This is a genomic window from Microcella alkaliphila, from assembly GCF_004216855.1.
Lineage (GTDB): Bacteria > Actinomycetota > Actinomycetes > Actinomycetales > Microbacteriaceae > Microcella > Microcella alkaliphila.
In genome coordinates this window covers 211,367-231,364 of the sequence record NZ_SGXT01000016.1, presented here as the reverse complement: position 1 = coordinate 231,364, position 19,998 = coordinate 211,367, and the positions used below count along the sequence as shown (strand labels likewise).

General features: G+C 69.3%; 25 protein-coding genes. 12 read left to right on the top strand and 13 right to left on the bottom strand.

Annotated elements, in window-relative coordinates; translation table 11 throughout:
* Window positions 1-136: 136 nt before the first annotated feature.
* From EV140_RS09970 to EV140_RS09955, 4 genes are all read left to right on the top strand, one after another.
* Complete coding sequence (locus EV140_RS09970; RefSeq protein WP_130283500.1) at window positions 137-646, top strand: hypothetical protein; 510 nt, start codon at window positions 137-139, stop codon at window positions 644-646.
* Between the two features lie 42 nt (window positions 647-688).
* Window positions 689-1,282 (top strand): RNA polymerase sigma factor, encoded by a 594-nt coding sequence (locus tag EV140_RS09965; protein ID WP_130283498.1) that lies wholly within the window; start codon window positions 689-691, stop codon window positions 1,280-1,282.
* A 1-nt stretch (window position 1,283) separates the two neighbouring features.
* Entirely contained in the window at window positions 1,284-2,084 is an 801-nt protein-coding gene (locus EV140_RS09960) for a hypothetical protein (RefSeq protein ID WP_130283496.1), read from the top strand.
* Between the two features lie 118 nt (window positions 2,085-2,202).
* Window positions 2,203-2,790, top strand: coding sequence for a cysteine hydrolase family protein (locus EV140_RS09955; RefSeq protein ID WP_241971407.1), 588 nt, complete (start codon window positions 2,203-2,205; stop codon window positions 2,788-2,790).
* Here EV140_RS09955 and EV140_RS09950 read toward each other — a convergent pair.
* From EV140_RS09950 to EV140_RS09940, 3 genes are all read right to left on the bottom strand, one after another.
* The gene (locus EV140_RS09950) at window positions 2,787-3,923 is read right to left on the bottom strand and encodes an AI-2E family transporter (protein ID WP_130283494.1); all 1,137 of its coding nucleotides are present in this window, start codon (window positions 3,921-3,923) and stop codon (window positions 2,787-2,789) included. The two genes, EV140_RS09955 and EV140_RS09950, sit on opposite strands and share 4 nt — an antisense overlap.
* 2 nt (window positions 3,924-3,925) lie before the next feature.
* On the bottom strand, window positions 3,926-4,888 hold the full coding sequence (locus EV140_RS09945) for an NYN domain-containing protein (protein WP_130283492.1): 963 nt from the start codon (window positions 4,886-4,888) through the stop codon (window positions 3,926-3,928).
* Between the two features lie 81 nt (window positions 4,889-4,969).
* The gene (locus EV140_RS09940; protein ID WP_277871108.1) at window positions 4,970-6,298 is read right to left on the bottom strand and encodes an MFS transporter; all 1,329 of its coding nucleotides are present in this window, start codon (window positions 6,296-6,298) and stop codon (window positions 4,970-4,972) included.
* A gap of 125 nt (window positions 6,299-6,423) precedes the next feature.
* On the opposite strand from EV140_RS09940, the gene EV140_RS09935 reads away from it, so the two are divergent.
* The gene (locus EV140_RS09935; protein ID WP_130283490.1) at window positions 6,424-7,455 is read left to right on the top strand and encodes an aldo/keto reductase; all 1,032 of its coding nucleotides are present in this window, start codon (window positions 6,424-6,426) and stop codon (window positions 7,453-7,455) included.
* Here the strand turns inward: EV140_RS09935 and EV140_RS09930 are convergent.
* The 3 genes from EV140_RS09930 to EV140_RS09920 all read right to left on the bottom strand — a co-directional run bounded on the left by EV140_RS09930 (window position 7,452) and on the right by EV140_RS09920 (window position 9,461).
* Window positions 7,452-8,099, bottom strand: coding sequence for a DUF1294 domain-containing protein (locus tag EV140_RS09930; protein ID WP_130283488.1), 648 nt, complete (start codon window positions 8,097-8,099; stop codon window positions 7,452-7,454). The two genes, EV140_RS09935 and EV140_RS09930, sit on opposite strands and share 4 nt — an antisense overlap.
* Before the next feature lie 109 nt (window positions 8,100-8,208).
* Complete coding sequence (locus tag EV140_RS09925) at window positions 8,209-8,862, bottom strand: hypothetical protein (protein WP_130283486.1); 654 nt, start codon at window positions 8,860-8,862, stop codon at window positions 8,209-8,211.
* Between the two features lie 80 nt (window positions 8,863-8,942).
* On the bottom strand, window positions 8,943-9,461 hold the full coding sequence (locus EV140_RS09920; protein ID WP_130283484.1) for an alpha/beta hydrolase: 519 nt from the start codon (window positions 9,459-9,461) through the stop codon (window positions 8,943-8,945).
* A gap of 51 nt (window positions 9,462-9,512) precedes the next feature.
* On the opposite strand from EV140_RS09920, the gene EV140_RS13265 reads away from it, so the two are divergent.
* The gene (locus tag EV140_RS13265) at window positions 9,513-9,686 is read left to right on the top strand and encodes a hypothetical protein (RefSeq protein WP_157985640.1); all 174 of its coding nucleotides are present in this window, start codon (window positions 9,513-9,515) and stop codon (window positions 9,684-9,686) included.
* Here EV140_RS13265 and EV140_RS09915 read toward each other — a convergent pair.
* Together EV140_RS09915 and EV140_RS09910 are read right to left on the bottom strand one after the other, a co-directional pair.
* Entirely contained in the window at window positions 9,683-10,183 is a 501-nt protein-coding gene (locus EV140_RS09915) for an FBP domain-containing protein (RefSeq protein WP_130283482.1), read from the bottom strand. The two genes, EV140_RS13265 and EV140_RS09915, sit on opposite strands and share 4 nt — an antisense overlap.
* Window positions 10,184-10,255: 72 nt before the next feature.
* Complete coding sequence (locus EV140_RS09910; protein WP_130283480.1) at window positions 10,256-10,822, bottom strand: YceI family protein; 567 nt, start codon at window positions 10,820-10,822, stop codon at window positions 10,256-10,258.
* 75 nt (window positions 10,823-10,897) lie between these two features.
* On the opposite strand from EV140_RS09910, the gene EV140_RS09905 reads away from it, so the two are divergent.
* Window positions 10,898-12,496, top strand: a complete 1,599-nt coding sequence (locus tag EV140_RS09905) for a DUF7059 domain-containing protein (protein ID WP_130283478.1) — start codon at window positions 10,898-10,900, stop codon at window positions 12,494-12,496.
* A gap of 15 nt (window positions 12,497-12,511) precedes the next feature.
* Here EV140_RS09905 and EV140_RS09900 read toward each other — a convergent pair whose 3' ends face one another.
* From EV140_RS09900 to EV140_RS09885, 4 genes are all read right to left on the bottom strand, one after another.
* Window positions 12,512-13,309 (bottom strand): hypothetical protein, encoded by a 798-nt coding sequence (locus EV140_RS09900; protein WP_130283476.1) that lies wholly within the window; start codon window positions 13,307-13,309, stop codon window positions 12,512-12,514.
* A complete protein-coding gene (locus EV140_RS09895; protein WP_130283474.1) occupies window positions 13,306-14,193 on the bottom strand; it encodes an ABC transporter ATP-binding protein in 888 nt (295 codons plus the stop codon). Before EV140_RS09895 ends, EV140_RS09900 begins: the two co-directional genes overlap by 4 nt.
* Window positions 14,190-14,546: a GntR family transcriptional regulator gene (locus EV140_RS09890; protein ID WP_130283472.1), complete on the bottom strand. Its 357-nt coding sequence runs from the start codon at window positions 14,544-14,546 to the stop codon at window positions 14,190-14,192. The genes EV140_RS09895 and EV140_RS09890 overlap by 4 nt, the downstream gene beginning before the upstream one ends.
* 71 nt (window positions 14,547-14,617) lie before the next feature.
* A complete protein-coding gene (locus tag EV140_RS09885; RefSeq protein ID WP_130283470.1) occupies window positions 14,618-15,421 on the bottom strand; it encodes a hypothetical protein in 804 nt (267 codons plus the stop codon).
* A gap of 71 nt (window positions 15,422-15,492) precedes the next feature.
* Between EV140_RS09885 and EV140_RS09880 the strand changes: the two genes are divergently transcribed.
* Window positions 15,493-16,326: a DUF3097 domain-containing protein gene (locus EV140_RS09880; protein ID WP_130283468.1), complete on the top strand. Its 834-nt coding sequence runs from the start codon at window positions 15,493-15,495 to the stop codon at window positions 16,324-16,326.
* A gap of 112 nt (window positions 16,327-16,438) precedes the next feature.
* On the opposite strand, the gene EV140_RS09875 is transcribed toward EV140_RS09880, so the two are convergent.
* Window positions 16,439-16,642, bottom strand: coding sequence for a cold-shock protein (locus EV140_RS09875; protein ID WP_130283466.1), 204 nt, complete (start codon window positions 16,640-16,642; stop codon window positions 16,439-16,441).
* Window positions 16,643-16,929: 287 nt separating this feature from the next.
* Here EV140_RS09875 and EV140_RS09870 point away from each other — a divergent pair, with 287 nt between their 5' ends.
* From EV140_RS09870 to EV140_RS09855, 4 genes are all read left to right on the top strand, one after another.
* The gene (locus tag EV140_RS09870; protein WP_130283464.1) at window positions 16,930-17,433 is read left to right on the top strand and encodes a hypothetical protein; all 504 of its coding nucleotides are present in this window, start codon (window positions 16,930-16,932) and stop codon (window positions 17,431-17,433) included.
* On the top strand, window positions 17,433-17,930 hold the full coding sequence (locus tag EV140_RS09865) for a DUF427 domain-containing protein (RefSeq protein WP_130283462.1): 498 nt from the start codon (window positions 17,433-17,435) through the stop codon (window positions 17,928-17,930). The genes EV140_RS09870 and EV140_RS09865 overlap by 1 nt, the downstream gene beginning before the upstream one ends.
* 75 nt (window positions 17,931-18,005) lie before the next feature.
* Window positions 18,006-19,091 (top strand): VIT1/CCC1 transporter family protein, encoded by a 1,086-nt coding sequence (locus EV140_RS09860; protein WP_130283460.1) that lies wholly within the window; start codon window positions 18,006-18,008, stop codon window positions 19,089-19,091.
* Between the two features lie 218 nt (window positions 19,092-19,309).
* Complete coding sequence (locus EV140_RS09855; protein WP_130283458.1) at window positions 19,310-19,996, top strand: M23 family metallopeptidase; 687 nt, start codon at window positions 19,310-19,312, stop codon at window positions 19,994-19,996.
* The last annotated feature ends 2 nt before the right edge of the window (window positions 19,997-19,998 follow it).

Below are 19,998 nucleotides of genomic sequence, written 5' to 3'. Positions count from 1 at the left end.
GCTAGGCAGCCGACGGGATGCTCGTCACGCCCTCCAAGGGCTCGCTCACGTCGTTCCCACGCTCAGCCCAGACAATCGCCGAGACGCAACACAGGCTTTACGTGACGAACGGGTCTGTCTGGGCTAGTCTCACGACGTGACGGCAAAAGAAATCTCGACAAGCGTGGATGCGCGTCCCGCTTCTCGACGGCTCTCCACCGTTCCCGCGGCCTCCCTGTACGTGCTTGGCGCGACCGTGCTCGCCTTCGCGCTCGCTGCGGCCGTCGCGGTCGTGCGCCTGACACCCGGCCTCATCTTTTCGCCGGGGTATCTCGGCATGTCCGACGTCTCGGAGGCCATCACTCGACTCGTCGCGGGCACCGCGTGGCTGCTGCCGATCACCCTCGTCGGCGCGGTCGTTGGCGGCATCGTCTCGCGCACCGAAGACCTCAAACCGCAGACCGGTATGATCGCCGTCACGGTGGGCGCGGCTGTCGGAGCCCTCTCCGCCACCCAGCTGATGCCGCCCCCCGGCGTCGCCTCGCACGACCTCGCCGCGTGGGCCGTTCTCGCCCCCGCGCTGGCTCTGCTGCTCGCGATTCTTCCCTGGCCGGGTGCCCTCGTGCATCCCGACGGGGGCACGCCTGACGACGCTGACGACGAATAGCCACGCTCACTCGAGGGTTTCGGCACCCTCTACAGTTTCTGCATGTCAGGTGGGGACGCGACGGGCGAGGGCGCCTTCGACGGCGTGCTCGACGCTGCGCGCGCGGGCGAAGACTGGGCGTTCACGCAGCTGTGGGTCGAGTACGCTCCCGCCGTCGCCGCCTTCCTGACCGCTCGAGGCGCGCGCGAACCTGACGACCTGACGAGCGAGGTGTTTCTGGCCGTATTCGAGCGCATCCCGCAGTTCTCAGGAGACACCTCCTCGTTCCGGTCGTTCGTTTTCTCGATCGCCTACCGCCGCCTCGTTGATGAACTGCGTCAGCGCTCGCGCCGGGGCGAACACGACGAGTGGACCCCCGAGGCTGACCCGCGCCGCGAACCGAGCGCCGAGACGCTCGCCGAGCGCTCACTCGGCGACAGTGCGGCGCTTCGGCTACTCGACGACCTTCCCGAGGCGCAGCGCGACGTCATGGTGCTGCGGGTCGTCGCCGACCTCTCGATCGAGCAGACCGCGACCGTACTCGGCAAGCGTCCGGGGGCCGTCAAGGCCTTGCAACACCGAGCAATCGCAAACCTGCAGAAAAAAGTTTCCCGAAGCCGTAACCCTCGCAGCCGGTCGAACGATAGCGGTGAGTGAGATGAGCAAACGCGTCCGCAACCACGAGGCCGAGCAGCTGCTGGCCGGGTCGACCCCTGAGGGCCGCCCCGAGTTGGTCGCGCTGACCGATGCACTCGTCGAGTTCCGGGCTGCCGCCTACGAGACGGTGCCGCGTCCCTCCGACGCTCTCGCCGCCTTCGTGTCGGTGCCGGGGAGCGCCGACGTCTCTGCAGCCGCAGCACATGCCTCGGCGAAGTCGCACGACGGGGCGCTCGCCGACGAGGCGGTTGCCGGTCATCCTCATGGGGGAAAACGAATGTTCGAATGGATCACAGGCCTGAGCGTGGCCGCCAAGGTCGCCGCCGGCACGGGAGTTCTGGCGCTCGGGGCGACGGGTGTCGCCACCGCCGGAGCGACGGGCGTCCTGCCCGGCCCGGTGCAGACCGCGTTCGACACCGCCGTCACGGCGGTGCTCACCGACGACGAGGTTGCCGACGATGGCCTCATCGGCGACGAGGAGCCCGCCACGGGCGAGGCTCCCATCCCCGGCGCGAGCACCGAGTTCGGTAAGTGGGTCAGCGAAAATGCTCAAGACCCCGAGAAGGTCGGCGCAGATTTCGGTGAGCGCGTGTCGGAGCAGGCCCGCCAGCTGGGCGAGCAGAAGCGCGCCGAGCGTCCTGAGCGCCCCGGCGCTCCCGAGGTGCTGCCGACCCCGACCCCGGGCGCCGGTGACGACGAGGTCGAGGGCGACGCCCCGGCCGTCGATCTGCCGGATGCCCCGGTCACGCCCGAACTGCCTGAGCAGAAGGGCGGCCCAAGCGAGCGTGGTGCGAACCGCTAGGGTTCCCACGCTTCTCCCGGCGCGCTGCTGACACACCGCGCCGCGGGCGGTCCGTCTCGATTCGGGTTCGAGGCGGACCGCTTCGGCGTTTCTGGGCGGCCGAGGCTACCCTGCGCTTGTGACGATCGCACTGACCCCCGACACGGCCCCGCACGACCGGGCGCTCGTCGTCGTCGACCCGCAGCGCGGCTTTCTCGACCTGACGTGGGGTCCGCGTGACAACCCCGACGCTGAGCGGAACATTGCCCGCCTGCTGGAGGCCTGGCGCGACGCCGGGCTGCTCGTCGTGCTCGTGCGCCACGACTCCGTCGTCGAGGGCTCGCCGCTTGCGCCCGGCACGCCCGGCAACGCCTTCCACGACGGCATCGACGGCCCCCACGACCTGCTCGTGTCGAAGACCGTCAACTCGGCCTTCTACGGCACCCCCGACCTGCACGACTGGCTGCAGGCGGAGGGCGTGACCGCCGTCACCATCTGCGGCATCACGACCGACCACTGCTGCTCGACGACGGCCCGCATGGCTGCCAACCTCGGCTACGACGTCGACTTCGTGCTCGACGCGACCCACTGCCACGATCGCGCGCTGCCCGACGGCACCGTGATTCCCGCGGCCGAGGTGGCGCGCGCGGCGGCCGCGAGCCTGCACGGCGAGTTCGCCACCGTGCGCTCGACCGACGACGTGATTGCCGAGCTCGCGAGACGCTAGGGCGCCGCGGCCCGCGGCCTGCCCTCGTGCTCGAGCGCCGGGTCGCGCTTATCCCACACCTTGACGATCGCCCACGCGGTCGCCGCGATCGGCACCGACAGGATCGCGCCGACGATTCCTCCGGTAATCGTGCCGATCGACAGGGCGAGCAGAATCACGAGTGGGTGCAGCTTGAGGGTCTGCGCCATGACGACGGGTTGTAGGAAGTTGCCCTCGAGCTGATTGACGAGCACGACGATCGCAACAACGATCAGGGCCGTGACGAGCCCGTTGGTGACGAGCGCGACAAGGGCCGCGAGCACGCCGGCGAGCGTGGCGCCGACGAGCGGGATGAACGCGGTGATGAACACGATCACGGCGAGCGGCAGGGCGAGCGGCACCCCGAGGATCCAGAGTCCGATGCCAATACCGATCGCATCGGCGAGGGCAACGATCGACGTTCCGCGGATGTAGCCGCCGAGGGTGGCGACCGACACCGCGCCGACGCGCTCGCCGCGGCGGAAACGCTCACCCTCGAAGGGTTTCAGGAAGAACGCCCAGATTCTCGGCCCGTCCTTCAGGAAGAAGAAGAGGATGACGATGAATAGGGCGAGGCCCGCGAAGAACTGGCCGACAGCGGTCGCACCCGCCAGCGCGCCCGAGCCGAACTGGGCGCTCGTCACAAAGTCGACGATCTGATCGAGCGCCTCGTCGAGGTCGAAGTCGCCGACGAACTCGTCCGCGAAGGGAAGGCCCTGAAGCAGCTCGAGCAGCTCGCTGAAACCCTCGGCGGCCTGCGAGACCAGGTCTTCCCACTGGTTGCGCACGGCGATGACGATCGCCCAGATGATGCCGCCGAGCACGGTGAGTGCCCCGAGCAGGGCGATCCACGCGGCGGCCATGTCGGGAACGCCCCTGTCGCGCATCCACCGCATCAGGGGGTTGAAGGCGGCGGCGATGATCAGCGCGAGCAGCAGGGGGATGACGGCGATGCTGACCTGCAGCAGAGCCCACACCGTGACCGTCGACAGGGTGAGCACAAGCAGGATCTGCAGGCTGCGGGTGCCGAGCACGCCGAGGCGGTCCGTCCACATGCCGGTCAGGCTGGAACGACCCGGGTCGGTGGGCAGTGCCGGCGGGCGACGTCGGAACATGGTCAGCGGTCCTCTCCGCGGCGAAGGCGCACCTTGTGCAGTTGGGCGTTCGAGTCGTCGAGTTCGGCGATGTTGGACCGCGAGGCGAGGAAGTCGCCGAACGTCGAATAGCCGATCGCCTTCTCGTTGAAGGCCGGGTCGAGGCGCACCATCTGGCGCTTCAGCTCCGAGGTGTGCAGCCAGTCTTCGTCGTCGCGCTCGTGCATGAGTTCGAGTGCGCGGACCAACAGCTGGCTGGAGGCCTTCTTGCCCGTCGCGGTCTCCGCCTTCTCTGCGGGCGTGCGGCGCGCATCCGCTTTCGTGGTCGGAGCCGTCTCGTCGGCGCTACGGGACGCGCGCCGCGAGCGCGGGGGAGCCTCGTCGGGTTCGGCGACGGCGGCTCGCACGGCCGGCCGCACGCCGGGCATCGCGTCGTAGTCGGCGAACTCGTCGCACGCGGCGGCGAGCGACTTGCTCGTACCGCCCGCAACACCCACACCCACCACGTAGCGGCCCAGGCGCTTCGCGCGCTGCGCGAGCGCGATGTAGTCGCTGTCGCCGGCCGCAATGACGACGTGGGTGACGTCGGGGAGGCGGAAGAGGTCTTCAACCACGTCGACGGCGAGACGAATGTCGGCCCCGTTCTTCATCTGCTTCGTGGCGGGAAACAACTGCGTGAGGTCGACGGCGCGCTCCATGAGCTGGCCCTGGTAGCTCGCGTTCACGCCGATCGACCAGTCGGCGTATGCCCGGCTGAGCACCGTTGTGCCGAAGCTCGTCGCGTAGTCGATGATCGCGCCGATGTCGACGGTTGCCGCATCGATCTTCGTCTTCAGCTCGGCATCGGCGCCCTCGAGGCCCGGGCCGAGCCGATAGACGTTGTCTTTGCGCCAGGCGCCGCGGCCGTGCACCTGGTCGTATCGCGAGATGACGATGTTGTCGAAGTCGATGTAGACGGCGACGCGACTCTCGGGTGTCTCAGCCATGCTGTTCCCTGCTGATCGGCGGTCGGGGCGGGGCCATCTTTTCACGCCGCGCCCGGCACGCGTCCAGGCCGCGCCCAGGGGCTACGGCTGCGGGTCGAGCGCGTCGTACGCGCGCAGGGTCCGCTGCACGCGCAGAATGACGGCGGCGGCCACCATGATGACGACCCCGCCGAGCAGCGGCGGGAACCACAAGAGCGCCGTCACGCTGAGCACACCGACGTACAGGTCGCCGACGCGCGGGCCGCCGGTGACCACGACCGTGAACAACCCCTGCAGGCGCCCCCGCATCTGGTCGGGAACGCTCGCCTGCAGCATCGTGTTGCGGTAGATCATGCTGACCGAGTCGGCCGCACCGGACGCCGCCAACAGGATGCACGCGGCAATCAGCGCGACCCAGTTCACGTCGTCGAGACTCTCGCTGACCGCCACGGGGCTGAGCGCGGCGAGCAGCAGCACGACCCCGAGCAGCAGAATCGTCGCGCCGTAGACCCCGACTCCAACGCCTACGGCGAGGCCCTGGCGGCGCACGGTGCCGAGCCGGCCCGAGAAGATGCCGAGCACGAGCGTTCCGACCGCTACGGCCGAGGTCAAGATGCCGACCGTGATGGCGCCACCGCCGATCAGCACCGCGCCGATCGCGGGAAACAGCACCCGGGGGTTGCCGAACGTCATCGCAAAGATGTCGAGCAGGAAGGAGGCGCGGATGTTCGGGGCCCGCTTCAAGAAGCGCGCCCCGTCGACGACGGCGCGCATCCCGGGCCTGCCGGGCGTGCCCTCGGGGCGCAGCGACGGCAATGTCCAGAGGCCGTAGAAGGCGGCGACGAACAGCACGACGTCGAACGTGTAGGTCCAGGCGAAGCCGACGGTGGCGATGAGTACCCCCGCGAGGGCCGGGCCGACCGTGAGCATGAGGCCGCCGCTGATACCGCCGAGCGCGCCGGCGGCGGGCAGCAGTTCGCGGCGAATGAGGCGCGGCACCATGGCCTGGCGGGCGACGCCGACCATGGTCGAGGCGACCGTGTTGACGGTGATCAGGGCGTACAGCGGCCACGTCGGTTCGGCCTCCGACCACGAGAAGGCGGCGAGTCCCGCGGTGGTCGCCCAGGCGACCGTCGCCGAGAGAAGGGCGACTTTTCGACGGTCGAAGCTGTCGGCGAGCACCCCGCCGTACAGGCCGAACAGGATCATGGGGCCGAGCGCGAAGGCGGCGACGAGCGACACCGCGAAGGTCGACTGGGTGCGGGCGTAGATGTCGAGGCCGACGGCGACGATCGTCATCTGGCTGCCGATGCCCGTGATCGAGCCGCCGATCCACATCCGCGCGAATGCCGGGCTCTCGGTCAGCGGTCGCAGGTCGACGAGGTGCCCTCGCGCCCCGCCGCGCGCCGGCAACGCGGCCGACGGGCGCACCTCCTCGATGGGTCCGGTGGGCGGATTCGACTCGCTGATGGTGACCCCCAGACAACACGTGGTGCGTGGCGCGGTCGCGCCAGCCTGTCAGCCTAACCCGGTGCATCCGTCGTTAGGGTGGATACATGCGCCAACGACTTCTCGGACACAGCGGAACTGCCGTCAGCGACCTCGCCCTCGGCACCATGACCTTCGGGGCCGAGAGCGACGAGGCGACGAGCCACGCGATTCTCGACGCCTACGCCGCCGCGGGCGGCACCCTCATCGACACGGCCGACGTGTATTCGGCCGGGGAGAGCGAGCGCATCGTCGGGCGGTGGCTCGCCGCCAACCCCGACGCTGCCGATCGGATGATCGTGGCCACGAAGGGCCGCTTCCCCATGGGAAAAGGCCCCAACGACGTCGGCCTGAGCCGCCGGCACCTGCGCCGCGCCCTCGCCGCGTCGCTCGAGCGCCTCGGCGTCGACCACGTTGACCTCTACCAGTTCCACGCGTGGGACCCGCTGACGCCCGTGGAGGAGACACTGCGCTTTGCCGACGACGCGATTCGGGCCGGCGACATCGCGTACTACGGCTGGTCGAACCTCACAGGGTGGCAGCTCGCCGAGATCGTGCACACCGCCCGTGCGATGGGCGTTCCGCAGCCCGTCACTCTGCAGCCGCAGTACAACCTGCTCGCCCGCGAGCTCGAGTTCGAGGTCGTGCCCGCGGCAGAGCGTTACGACGTGGGGCTGCTGCCGTGGGGCCCGCTCGCCGGCGGCTGGCTGACCGGCAAGTACACGAAAGATGCGCGCCCGAGCGGTGCGACCCGACTCGGTGAGAACCCCGACCGCGGCATGGAGGCCTACGACCGGAAGGCGGGAAGCGACCGCACGTGGGCCGTTCTCGACGTGCTCACCGCCGTCGCCGCCGAGGTCGACGCGAGCTGCGCGCAGGTGGCGCTCGCGTGGCTCGTCGACCGGCCCGCCGTCACCTCGGTGATTCTCGGCGCCCGCACGGTTGGACAGCTGGAGGCCAACATGGCGGCGGCATCCGTCACCCTGAGCGCCGATCAGCGCGCGCGGCTCGACACAGTAAGCGCCGTGCACGCGCCCGACTACCCGTACGGCGAGCTGGGCATCGAGCAGCGTTCGCGCAGCCTCGGGGGTGGGCGCTAAGCCCCGCCCGACATCAGCTCAAGCGAGGTGATGACCGCCTCGCGCGCGGCGGGGAAGGCGATGAGGGTGAAGGCGATGAGGGTGACGAACACCGTCACCCAGAAGGCGCCGACGAAACTCGCCTTCGTCGTCTTGTGCCGGTACCACCGCATGGCGGCGATCGCGCCGGGCCAGCCGCCGAGCAGGCACAGCAACAGCAGCGAGCTTTCGGAGGTGCGCCAGCGGCCCTCCTCAGCGCGCCGCTTATCGTCGGCGTAGGCGAACGCGGTGACGAACGAGATCAGGCCGACGACGAGCGGAATGGCGATGCTCATGTCGTACAGCAGTACGCCCGTGGCGAGCATGACGGCGAAGCCCAGCACCGCGAGCATCTCGATGACGCTCCAGCGCTGCGGGCGGCGCCGAACGGGCGCGACCCCCTCGTCGACCGCACCGTGCACGGCGACCCGCGCCGCGTGCATCCGACCGCGATCGTCGCGTTGGAGCGCGTAGTCGACTCGGTCGCCAACGTGCGGCCGCGGCGAGCCGGGCGCGAGGTCGGAGACGTGGACGAAGACATTGGAGCCGCCGTCATCGGGCGCGATGAAGCCGAAGCCGCGGTCGTTGTCCCACCGCACCACTTCGCCCACACGCGTCGTCAGCACGCGGCCCCCTCCTCGGTCGAGTCCCCAGTGTGGCGGGTGTGCCTGAGTTCGGCCAGGGTCTTTCGGCCTTTGCGACGCGAAAGGGGGGAAGACGAGGCGGTTTCGTCGACTACGGGGCCACCCCGAGCCCGAGCAGGCGCCGCGCTTCGGCGACGAACAGTTCGCGCTCGATCAGCGGCAGCGCCTTCGTCGGCCCGGCGAGCAGCGCGATGGGTACGACGGCCGACTCGTCCGACGGGCCCACCTCGACGTTCAGCGTCGGAATGCGAATGAGGCTGTCGGTCATGGCGCCCAAACGCACGTTCGTGATGCGGGAGGCGGGGATGTGCAGCACGACGTCGGCCTCCTCGTTCGCCCGCCGGATGCTCACGCCCGACTCGTCGACCTCGACGAGCGCCCACGACAGGAAAAACACGCGCTGCGGGCGCAGGTTGTAGCGCAGCGCCAGCGTGCGCATGCCGATGCGCGTCGGAGTGAAGGATGCGGTGGCGGCGCGAATCGCGGACGGCGCGGCCGCCAGGCGGCCCGCCTCCGCAATGCCCATGCGAACACCGCCGGCGAGCAGCACGCCGACGACGACAATCGCGGCGCCGCCGACCGTCGAGGCGATGATCAGGTACAGCTCGCGCATCTGCTCGGGGTTGTCGGCGATGACGAGCGGGCGGCTCAGCGTCCAGCCGGCCGAGCCAACGAGGCTGAGCATGCTGAACAGGCGCCAGAACGACCACGTCGGCGCGTTGACCGAAGGGTGGTCCATGCTCATGCTGTCACCGCCTTTGCCTCTCGCCCTGCGACGCCGATTGTAGGCCGCGGCGCTCGGTGTGTGCTGGGATTCTCGCGCGCCTACGGCAGCAGCAGTGCGGCCTCGGCGACGGCCGCGCGCACCTCGGCCCGGTCGACCTCGAGCGGCCCATCGCCGCTCTGCGCGCCATAGTCGCCGAAGCTCGCGTGGTTCGCCCCCGGGATGCTCACGCGCGTGACCGACGCCGGCAACAGTTCGGTGGCCGCGTCGATCTGCGCGGGCGTGCTCAGCCCGTCGTTCGCGCCCTCCACGCTCACCGCGGTGAGGGGTGCCGCGCTCAGGTCGTTCGCGCAATAGCTGCCGAGCAGGAAGAGGCCGTCGATCCCGCCGTCGGCGGCGACCAGGCAGGCTCGCACGCCACCCAGCGAGTGGCCGCCGACCGCCCACGAACTCACCCCGGGTGCCGCCGCCGTGAACGTGGACAGCGGACGCGTGTCGGCGATCGCGTCGCGGTCAGCGCGGTAGGGGCTGTACGCCCAGACGAGGAAGGCGATGACGGCGAGCGCGAGCGCGACGAGCGCGCTCCAGCCGGCGGTGCGAATGCGCGAGAGCACGGTCATGCCCACCAGTGTGCCCCGTTCCCAGCGAGAACCTGGCAGAATGGGGGCACCATGAAGATCCTGCCCGCCATCGCCGCCATCGCGTTGTTTCTCGCCTCGTTCCCGATGTTCGCGTACTCGTTCGCGGTGCCGGAGGCGTTTGCCCCCTTCTTGTTCTTCGCGGGCATTCTCGCGGTGACGTTCTCGCTGATGATCCCGATCACCATTCTCGGGCGACGCGACTAGCGTTCTGCGGTCTCCAGAATGCGCGCGGTGAACGCGCGCACGCGCTCACTGAGCCCCGCGCTTCGCCGCGCGACGAGCTCATCGCGCCGCAGCAGCATCTCGCTCTGACCGGGAAAGATGCGAATCATGATGGGGCAGGCCAAGTCGGCGCAGATGTAGGTGCCGATCGAGTTGCCGTCGCGGCCCGCCGCGCCGCCGCGCGGCGCACTGAACATCACGACCTGCGTCGCCGGCTGCGGCGTGTGGCACAGCGAGCACATCGCGCCGATTCCGGGGCGCATGCCGGCCGACGAGGCGCGAACCATGACGCCGACCGGCTCGTCGTCGATCCAGGTGACCAGGTAGCCGCGCAGCGAGCCCAGCGGGTCGCGCCAGCCGAGAAACTCGCGCTCGTCCCACACGGTTTCGTGCAGGCCCGGAATCTGCATGCGGTCAAGTTCGGCCACGGGCGCGTTGATGACGCTGCCGCGGATCTGGTCTTCGGTGAGGGGACGCATCGTCTCCAGGCTACGTGACACGGGGGCGCACGCCGTGTGCGCACGCCCCCGCGAAGCGGTGGCGCCGGGTCGCTACTCGGCGTCAGCCTGCCACTGGAACTGCGCGTCGATCGTGAGGGTCACTTCGTCGCCCAGGAGGAAGCCGCCGGTCTCGAGCGGAGCGTTCCAGCTCACGCCGAAGTCGTGACGGTTGATGGCGGCCGTGCCCGAGGCGGCCGCCTTGGTGTTGCCCCACGGGTCAGTGGCAATGCCGCCGAACTCGCCACGCAGGGTGATTGGCTTCGTCACGCCTTTGATTGTCAGCTCGCCGTCGACAAGCAGCTCGCCGCCTTCCTGCCGCAGCCCGGTCGAGCGGAACTCGATGGTCGGGTACTCGTCGGGCGAGAAGAAGTCGTTCGTGCGCAGGTGCTTGTCGCGTTCGGCGTTCTTCGTGTTGATGCTCGTCACGTCGATCGAGACGACGACGCTCGATTCGGCGGGGTTGCTCGCGGCGGTGACGGTGGCGTCGAAGCTTTCGAACACGCCCTTCACCTTACTGATGGCGAGGTGGCGAACCGAGAATCCGATCTCGGTGTGGGCCTGGTCGACGGTCCAGGTTCCGGCGCGGTAGCCGGGAATCGCTTCGGCGGTAATGGTCATTCGGATGCTCTCCTTGCGTGAGGGGTGCGGTGGTGTGTTCCGATCAGCCCACGCGCGCATTTTGTATGCGTACGCATGGACACGAAGGAGGATAAGGAGCACAGCGCCCCCAGTATTCCCCGCACAGCAAATTCCGGTGCGCACGTCATCGTGCGTTTGACTAGTCCCGTGAGCACCTCCGAGCTGCGGGCCGACCTTCTCGACGCCGACTACACCGTCGACCGACTACGAGGCTTATGGGGCCCGGTCGCCGACGCGGCGCTCGGCCGAGACAATCCGGTGCCGGCGCGGCGCGCACTGGCGGGCCTGGAGCATCCCGCCGCCCTCATGGCCCGACTGTTTCTGCTCGGCGACCTCGTCGACGACGACGCTCTTGGCCGCGCCTTTCCGCGAACGGGGGCAGCCGGACTGCGAGAGCGTGGCGTTCTCGGCGCCGACGGCCGCGCGCTCGTCGAGGTGCGGCCCTACTCGGCCGTCGACACCACGGGTGTCGTCAACTGGTGGGTCGCGTCCGACCACGGCGAGCTGGTGCGCCGCGCCCCGCTGTCGCCCGACCATGTTCTGGGCGTCGGTGGCGCCTCGCTCACGCTCGCGGGGCTCGTGCCGACGTCGCCTGCTCGGCGCGTGCTCGATCTCGGCACCGGCAGCGGTGTGCAGGCGCTGCACGCGCGCCGTAGCGCCGACCGTGTCGTCGCCACCGACCTCAGCGACCGCGCCCTGTGGCTCGCCGCACTCACCCTCGAACTGAGCGGGGTCGAGGGCGTCGAACTGCGCCACGGTGACATGTTCGCTCCCGTCGCGGGCGAGCGGTTTGACCGCATCGTGTCGAATCCGCCGTTTGTCATCACGCCGCGCGAGCGGGGCGTCGACGTGCTCGAATACCGTGACGGTGGCCGCGTCGGCGACGGCATCGTCGACGAGTTCGTGCGAGCCCTGCCCGATCACCTGGAACCGGGCGGCACCGCCCACCTGCTCGGCAATTGGGAGTACCGGGCGGGGGCCGACGGGCTCGACCGGGTGCGCGGTTGGGTCGAGGCGGCGGATCTCGACGCCTGGGTGATCGAGCGCGAGCGGCAGGACGTCGCCGAGTACGCCGAGACCTGGCTGCGTGACGGGGGAGTGCGCACCTCAAGCGCCGCCTTCGAACCCCTCGCCGAGGCCTGGCTGGACGACTTCGCCGCGCGCCGCGTCACCCATGTCGGCTTCGGCTACCTGACGCTCCGCCGGCCGCCTGATGAGTCGGCGCCGCGGTTGCGCCGCTTCGAGCGGGTCGCGACGGCGGCTCCCAGCGGTGCCTCTGGTCTGGGCGACGCGATCGCCGCGGGCTTCGCTGCGCACGATCAGATCGCGTCGCTCGATGAGGGGGCATTCGCTCGGATGCACGCGACCGTCGCGCCGGACGTCACGGAGGAGCGCCACTTCTGGCCGGGCGCCGAGCATCCGACCGTGATGCGCCTCGTGCAGGGCACGGGACTCGGTCGGGTGGTTGACCTCAACACGGGTCTCGGAGCGGTGGTCGGGGCTTGCGACGGCGAGCTGCCCATCGGCGTGCTCGTCGACGCGGTCGCCCAGCTTCTCGACGTCGACGCCTCGGCGCTCGCCGCCGAGGTGCTGCCGCGCCTGCGCGAACTCGCGGTGGTCGGCATGATCACGCTCGCCGACCACCGCGAGTAGCGGTGCCTGGTGCCGTCAGTCGCGGGGCGTTGCCCAGCGCAGCACGAGATACAGGGCGAGTGTTGCCGTGGCGGTCAGCACGAGCGTCCACAGGGCCGTGCCCAGCACTCCGGCGTCGGCGAAGAACTGCCCGACGGTGCCCCAGTTGTCGGTGTACCCGATGAGGGCCGCCGCGCCCACCACGATGATGGCCAGCCCGGCCCAGAAGACGTACATGCCGGTTGCGCGCCACCGAACATAGACCGATGCCACAGCGCCACCCACGCTCATGAACAGCAGCAGAATGAGGAACGAGAACAGCAACGCCGGCGCGAACTCGTCGAGGCCCAGGGAGGGATCTCCGAAGAAGCGCAGTTCGCGACCCCAACCGCTCGTCGCCTGCTCAACCTGCGCCAGCGTGGCGATGAGAAGAGCGTAGGCAGCCGACATCAAAACGAAGAATGTCAGCGTGCCGACGGCGAAATCGCGTCGCGTCGCGCCCCAGCCAAGAGCCAGAGAGAACGACAAGTACACGGCTTGAACCGCGATGATCAGCATGTAGATGTACAGGAATGCGACACCGCCATTGAAGGTGATGGTGATGTCCGCTTCGCCTCCGGCCTCGGCCGCGTTGGTGGTCGCCTGCTGGATGATCTCGCTGATCGCGACGTTGATGAACAGGATGAACACCAGCACGGCGAGCGGCCACACCAGGATGTTCGCAACGTTCGCGGTCTGCAGGCGCAGGATGGCGGCGATGCGCGTGGTCAACGGGCGCGACGCGGGGGCGCCGCCCCGGGCATCCGTCGTGACGGGTGTGGTGGGGGCGGTCATGCCGACACCTCCTCGGTGGTCCAGCCGCCGGAGCGGCGAATGATCAGTTGTTGCAACGACACGGGGCCGACCTCGAGCCCGGCCGCGGTCGCTGTCACACGGTCGGCGTCCGACAGTGCGCTGATGGTGGCCGTGGCCAGCCCACCGAGCGTTTGGTGGTGCATGACGTCGCGCGCGGCGACGAAGGCGTCGACCGCGCTGGCGGGGCCGCTCACGGTGACGGCGCTCGCGCGCAGCTCGTCAACGGGGGCGTCGAGCACGATGCGCCCGTCGTCGATCACGATCGCGTGTTCCAGCAGGTTGGCGACCTCGTCGATCAGGTGGGTCGAGAGGATGATCGTGCGCGGGTTCTCGCTGTAGTCGGCCAGCAGGTGGTCGTAGAAGTTCTGCCGTGCGATCGCGTCGAGGCCGAGGTACGGCTCGTCGAAGATGGTCACGGGCGCACGTGAGGCGAGGCCGACGATGATGCCGACGCTCGACAGTTGCCCGCGTGACAGCTTCTTGATGCGCTGCTTGCGGTTCAGGCGAAACTCGTCGACCAACCGCTCGGCGTACTCGGCGTCCCAGTTCGGGAAGAACCGGGGTGCGACCGACATGACGTGGCGCACCCGAAAGTCTTCGGGGTACTTTTGCGCCTCCTTGACGAAGCACAGCGTGCTCATCACGCGAGGGTTTTCGACGGGGTTCTCGCCGAGCACGCGCACGTCGCCGGTGGTGGCCAGTTCTTGGCCGGTGATGAGCTGCATGAGTGTCGTTTTGCCCGCGCCGTTGCGGCCGAGCAGGCCGACGATGCTGCCGCCGGGAATGGCGAAGCTGACGTCGTTGACGGCGTGCAGCGAGCCGTAGCGCTTCGTGAGGCCGTGGGCCTCGACGGTGAGCGTCATGAGGGGGTGTCCTTTCTGATCAGGTCGATGAGCTCGTCGGTAGTGAGGCCGAGAGTCTGGGCCTCCGCGAGCAGGGGGGCGATGTGGCTGTCGGCGAAGCGTTCGCGGCGGGCGGCGAGCAGCCGGTCGCGAGCGCCGGCCGCCACGAACATGCCGACACCGCGTCGCTTGTAAACGAGTCCGGCGTCCACGAGCCGCGTGATGCCTTTGAGTGCCGTTGCGGGGTTGATGCGGTGGAACGCGGCGAATTCATTGATCGACGGCAGTTGCCCCTCGTCGGGGTAGGTGCCGTCGATGATGCCGTCTTCGATGCGCTCGGCGAGCTGCAGGAAGATCGGTCTGCCATCGTCCATGCGCACCTCCATGGGGTTATGCGGTTAGTTACATGACTAACTAACCAGATAACCGGATGCGCGTCAAGCGTCTATCGACGAGGCCGCCGCTTCCAGCGCGGCACGGTCAGCGCGATCGCCACGCAGCAGAGCAGACTTCCCGTCAGGCCAAACATCGCCGAGCCAGGACTCTGCACCCCTCCCGCCATGAACGGCAGGTCGTCAGGGAGGTTGTTGCCGATCGAGAAGTACGGCCCGAATGCTGCGGTGACGATCACGCTCCCGGCAATCGCGCAGAGGGCGCCGAAGCGCAGCGGCGTCAGGAGGCGGTCCAGTACCGGCCCGCGGATTCGGCTGAGCACGAAGATCGTGGCCGCCACCACGAGGCTCGCGGCGGCCCAGATCACGAGGGACGCTTGGAATGCGAAGCGGGAACCAGCGCTCCACGCAGCGTAGATCTCGTCCAGGGTGAGGCGCCCCTCCGCGATCGCCAGGGGCTGTTCGACAGCGAGAGTCCACGCGCCGAATGCGGTCAGGGCGACAAGAGCAAGAGAAGCAATGATGCCGATGCGGCGGCGTGCCTGGACCGTCTGGCCCTCCTCGAGTTCTGCCTCCATGCCGTCGGGGTAGAGGATGCGAACTCGCGGTTCGAGCGGCGTTGGCGATGACGTGGATCCATCGACCCGCCCCAGGAGGTCATCGACGACACGGCCGTCGGCAACGCGTCGCACGCCCCGCACAATGCCCGCAGCATTGAGCGCGCCGCCCGTGATGACGGCGACGAGGGCGAGCCACAACAGAAGCGGCTGAGAAGTCACCCATCCGCCGAGGGCGAGAAAGGGGGCCATCAGCAACACCGCGATACCCCAGCGGACAAGGTCGGCAGTCAAACGCATGGGGCTCCTTCGCGGGCGAGGCTCGGCGTGTGCGGCAACCCTAGCGTTCACCGCTCGCGTAGCGTCTCCGCGTGGATCGCTACGGAAACGATGTGCTCGCCGGTGACTGGCGGTCAGCGGGTCGCGCACCTGTCGCGCGGGTGCCGGCTGACCCCGGGCTTGTCGTCGAGCTGCCCGACTCGGGCTTCGTGGGCGCGGTTATCGGCGTCGAGGTTGGCAACGTGCACCTGGAGGACCGGCAGGGTCGCGTCCGGGCATTTCCGCTCGGCCCGGGCTTCCTGATCGAGGGTGCGCCCGCAACCCTCATCGAGCCCACGGTCGCCGCGCCCGCGGGCCGCGCGCGTTCGCTCAGCGGGTCGTTCCACGTCGCCGACCAGCGCGCGCGCACGGCCCGGGCGAGTCGCCTGTGGGTCGAAGGTCGTCACGACGCCGAACTCGTCGAGAAGGTGTGGGGCCACGACCTGCGGGTCGAGGGCGTCGTCGTCGAGTACCTGGAGGGTGTCGATCACCTTGCCGACCGCCTCGCGAGCTTCGCCCCAACGCCGGGGCGTCGTGTGGGCGTGCTCGTCGATCACCTCGTCGAGGGCTCGAAGGAGGCGCGCATCGCGTCAGCTGCACTACGGACCGTTCCCCGGGGCAGCGTGCACATCGTCGGGCACCCATTCGTCGACATCTGGCAGGCGGTAAAGCCCGCCCGCCTCGGCATCGAGCGCTGGCCAGAGGTTCCCCGCACCGTCGAATGGAAGAGGGGGGTGCTCGCCGCGCTCGGCATGCCCCATGACGACCAGGCCGACATCGCCCACGCGTGGCAGCGCATCCTCTCGCGCGTGCGCAGCTTCCACGACCTCGAGCCCGCGCTGCTCGGCCCCGTCGAGGAGCTCATCGACTTCGTTACGGAGGCCTGAGGCCCCTTAACGGCGAAAACCGCCCGGCGTCCTTGACGGGCGGTTTTCTGTCGGCGCTCGCCCGTGAGGGCTCACGCGTCAGGGTTGCTCTGGTGCGAGCGGATGGTGCTAGTTACAGCGGGCGAATGTTCTCGGCCTGCAGACCCTTCGGGCCCTGCGCGACGTCGAATTCGACCTTCTGGTTCTCTTCGAGCGAGCGGTAGCCGCTCGACTGGATGGCGGAGAAGTGCGCGAACACGTCGGCGCTTCCGTCATCGGGGGTGATGAAGCCGAAACCCTTTTCGGCGTTGAACCACTTAACGGTGCCAGTCGTCATGACTAACTCCCTTTCCTTCTTGTTTCACGGAGTTTCGACTGTCGAAACCACCAGTCGAACAGGCTCGTGAACCGGAATCCATCGGGGAGTGCAACGACCTGCGAACTGCAAGACGCCCTGGACACACGAGGCGCATCAACTTTCTTCCCCTGAGACTAGTGCACAGCACCCACACCTCTTCGACTGTGACCCAGTTGTTACTCAGGATGTCGCTCATCGTTTCCTCAGCGCATCGCAGGACTTCCTGCGTACCGTGTGGCTGACCCCAGCCGACGCGGAGGCACGACGTGAGTTTCTTCGACCGATTGTTCGGCGCATCCCGTGACGGGGGCGATGCGCAGCCGGCGCCGCCCCGCAGTGACAATGCGCGCGCGGTAGAGCGCTACCGCTACCTGCTGCAGACCGCCCCGCCGGAGGCGATCGAGCGGGTGCACCGCGAGGCGTTCGAGCGCCTGACACCCGAACAGCGCGCCCTGCTACTGGACGAGTTGCGCAAGGACGCCCCCGCAGGCGAGCAGCCGGCGGACGACACCCCCGACACGCTCGCGCGTGCAGCGACGCGCGCCGAAATGCGCGAACCGGGCTCGATGGAACGCACGATGCAGGCGCCCGTTTTCGGGCAGGTGCTCGGCGCATCCCTGCTCGGAACCGTCGCCGGCTACGTCGTCGGCTCGGCGCTGGTGTCGGCCTTCCTGCCGCCGATGGATGCCGGGGGCGATGTGGCGAGCGACGGCGGGGCATTCGACGCGTCCGGGGACGCGGGCGGCGACTTCGGGGACTTCGGGTTCTGATGCGCCGCCGCACCCCCGACACCCCGGGCCCCGGTCAAGAGTCGGTCTGGGGCTACCCCCGACCCCCGCGCGTCGAACCCGTACACGGGCGCGTGACCGTCGAACTGAACGGCCGGATGCTCGTGGACACGACGCGCGCTCTCCGCGTCCTCGAAACCAGCCACCCGCCGACCGTCTACGTGCCGCGCTCCGACGTCGCGTCGGGCGCGTTGCGCGACGCCGAGGGAACGTCGTTCTGCGAGTTCAAGGGCCGGGCCGGGTACCTGGACGTCGTCGCGGGCGATGTTGTCGCGGCTCGCGCTGCCTGGTACTACCCGAGCCCCAGCCGCGGGTTTGAGCAGCTCGTCGACCACGTTGCGATCTACCCTGGTCGGATGGACCGCTGCACGCTCGACGGCGACGTGGTCACGGCGCAGGAGGGTGACTTCTACGGCGGGTGGATCACCCCCCGCGTCGTCGGCCCGTTCAAGGGGGCCCCCGGCACGTGGGGTTGGTAGGCGCCGGAGCCGGGAACCGCGTCGTTTTCGGATCGCCGAACCGCGCGCACGCGCGCGTTTTGCCAGGATGACCCCATGACGAACGCGGCGGAGCCCACCCCGACGCGCGCCCAGCTGCGACGCTGGCGGCGGTATCTCGCCGACGAGCGCGCCGAAGCGGCCGTCTACCGCGACCTCGCCGAGCGTCGTATCGGCGAGGAGCGTGAGATTCTGCTCGCGCTCGCCGACGCCGAACGCCGCCATGAACAGCACTGGCTCGAGCTGCTGGGCGACCATGCGAAGACGGTGCCGGCGGTCTCGCTGCGCACGCGCATCCTCGGGTTCTTCGCCCGCCGATTCGGGTCGATCTTCTTCCTCGCGCTCGCCCAGCGGGCCGAGGGGCGGTCGCCCTACGAGGCCGACGCCCACGCCACCGACGCGATGGCGGCGGACGAGCGTGTGCACGCCGAGGTGGTGCGCGGGCTCGCCGCGCGGGGGCGCAACCGGCTGGCGGGTACCTTCCGCGCCGCCGTGTTTGGCGCCAACGACGGCCTCGTCTCGAATCTTGCGCTGGTGCTCGGCATCGGGGCGACCGGCGTGGCTCCCGCCGTCGTCTTGTTCACGGGGTTGGCCGGTCTGCTTGCCGGTGCCCTGTCGATGGCGGCGGGCGAGTACGTGTCGGTGCGCTCGCAGCGCGAACTGCTTGAGGCCTCGACGCCCGACCCCGACTCGCACCGCGCGTTGCCCGCGCTCGACCTCGACGCGAACGAGCTCGCCCTCGTCTACCGCGCCCGAGGCCTGGATGCTCGGGAGGCCGACGAGCGCGCCCGCGCGGTGCTCGCTAGCGACCGCCCCGAGGAGGCGTCGCGCGCCCACGCGCCTGCCATCGACGAGCACGAAGAGGTGGGTTCCGCCTGGCGTGCCGCCTTCTCGAGCTTCGTGTTTTTCGCCTCAGGTGCGGCGATCCCCGTGCTCCCTTACGCGATCGGTCTGACGGGGCTGACAGCGGTGCTCTGGGCGGCCCTGTTGGTGGGCATCGCCCTTGTCGTCACCGGTGCCATCGTGGGCGTGCTGTCGGGAGCGTCGCCCGTCAAGCGCGCGCTCCGCCAGCTCGGCATCGGCTACGGTGCGGCGGCCGCTACCTACCTCCTGGGGCTCGCATTCGGCACCACCATCGCGTAGCGTTCGTTACCTATTTGTAACCTTTCCGCGTCTGTTTGCTACACTGGTGCTTCGTCGGCTCCGTTGCCGACGCGAGTGAGTGCCCGGATGACCCACATCTGCGAGCGCCATGACCTCGCATCCCGCCTCGCGTAGTGAGCGCGGTGACCCTCTCGCGATGACGCGATCAACCGTGTTCGAGGCGCGCCGCGCCGCTCACCGGAAAGCTCATTTCTCCTATGCTCCAACCCCGCCCTGGTGCGTCGCCGCGCGCGCACTTCTCGCGCAAGCCCGCCACCGCGTTGCTCGCTTCCCTGCTCGCCGCCAGCTTCTGGGCGGGTCACCCGATGACCGCCGAAGCTGCCGAGGTCGCGGTGGAAATCGAGGCAGCCGAGGCGCCCCCGCCGCAAACCTACGAGGTCCCGGTCACCGCGATCGCCGCATCCACCGCGATGCTGACGGCCGAGCGCGACAGCGTCGAGATCACCTGGCGCTCACCCATCCAGTGGCCAGTTGCCGAAGGAAGCCCCATCGGCAACGGCTTCGGCTATCGCGGCAACGTCTGTGCCGGATGCTCGACCTACCACCTGGGAGTCGACCTCTTTCCCGGCTACGGTGCGCCCGCCATGGCGATGGCCGACGGGGTCGTCACCGCGGTCAGCAGCAACGGCGGATGGGGTTCGTACGTCGCCATCGAGCACGACATCAACGGGCAGCGTGTGAACTCGCTCTACGCGCACCTGATCCCGGGCTCCGCGCCCGTGGTTCCCGGGCAGTTCGTCGAGGTCGGCCAGACGATCGGTCAGGTCGGCAACAGCGGAACGACGACCGCAACGCACCTCCACTTTGAGCTCACTGTCGGCGGTGGCCACGTCGACCCCGTCTGGTGGCTGCGAACGAACATCCCCGCTGATCCGACTCTGTGACG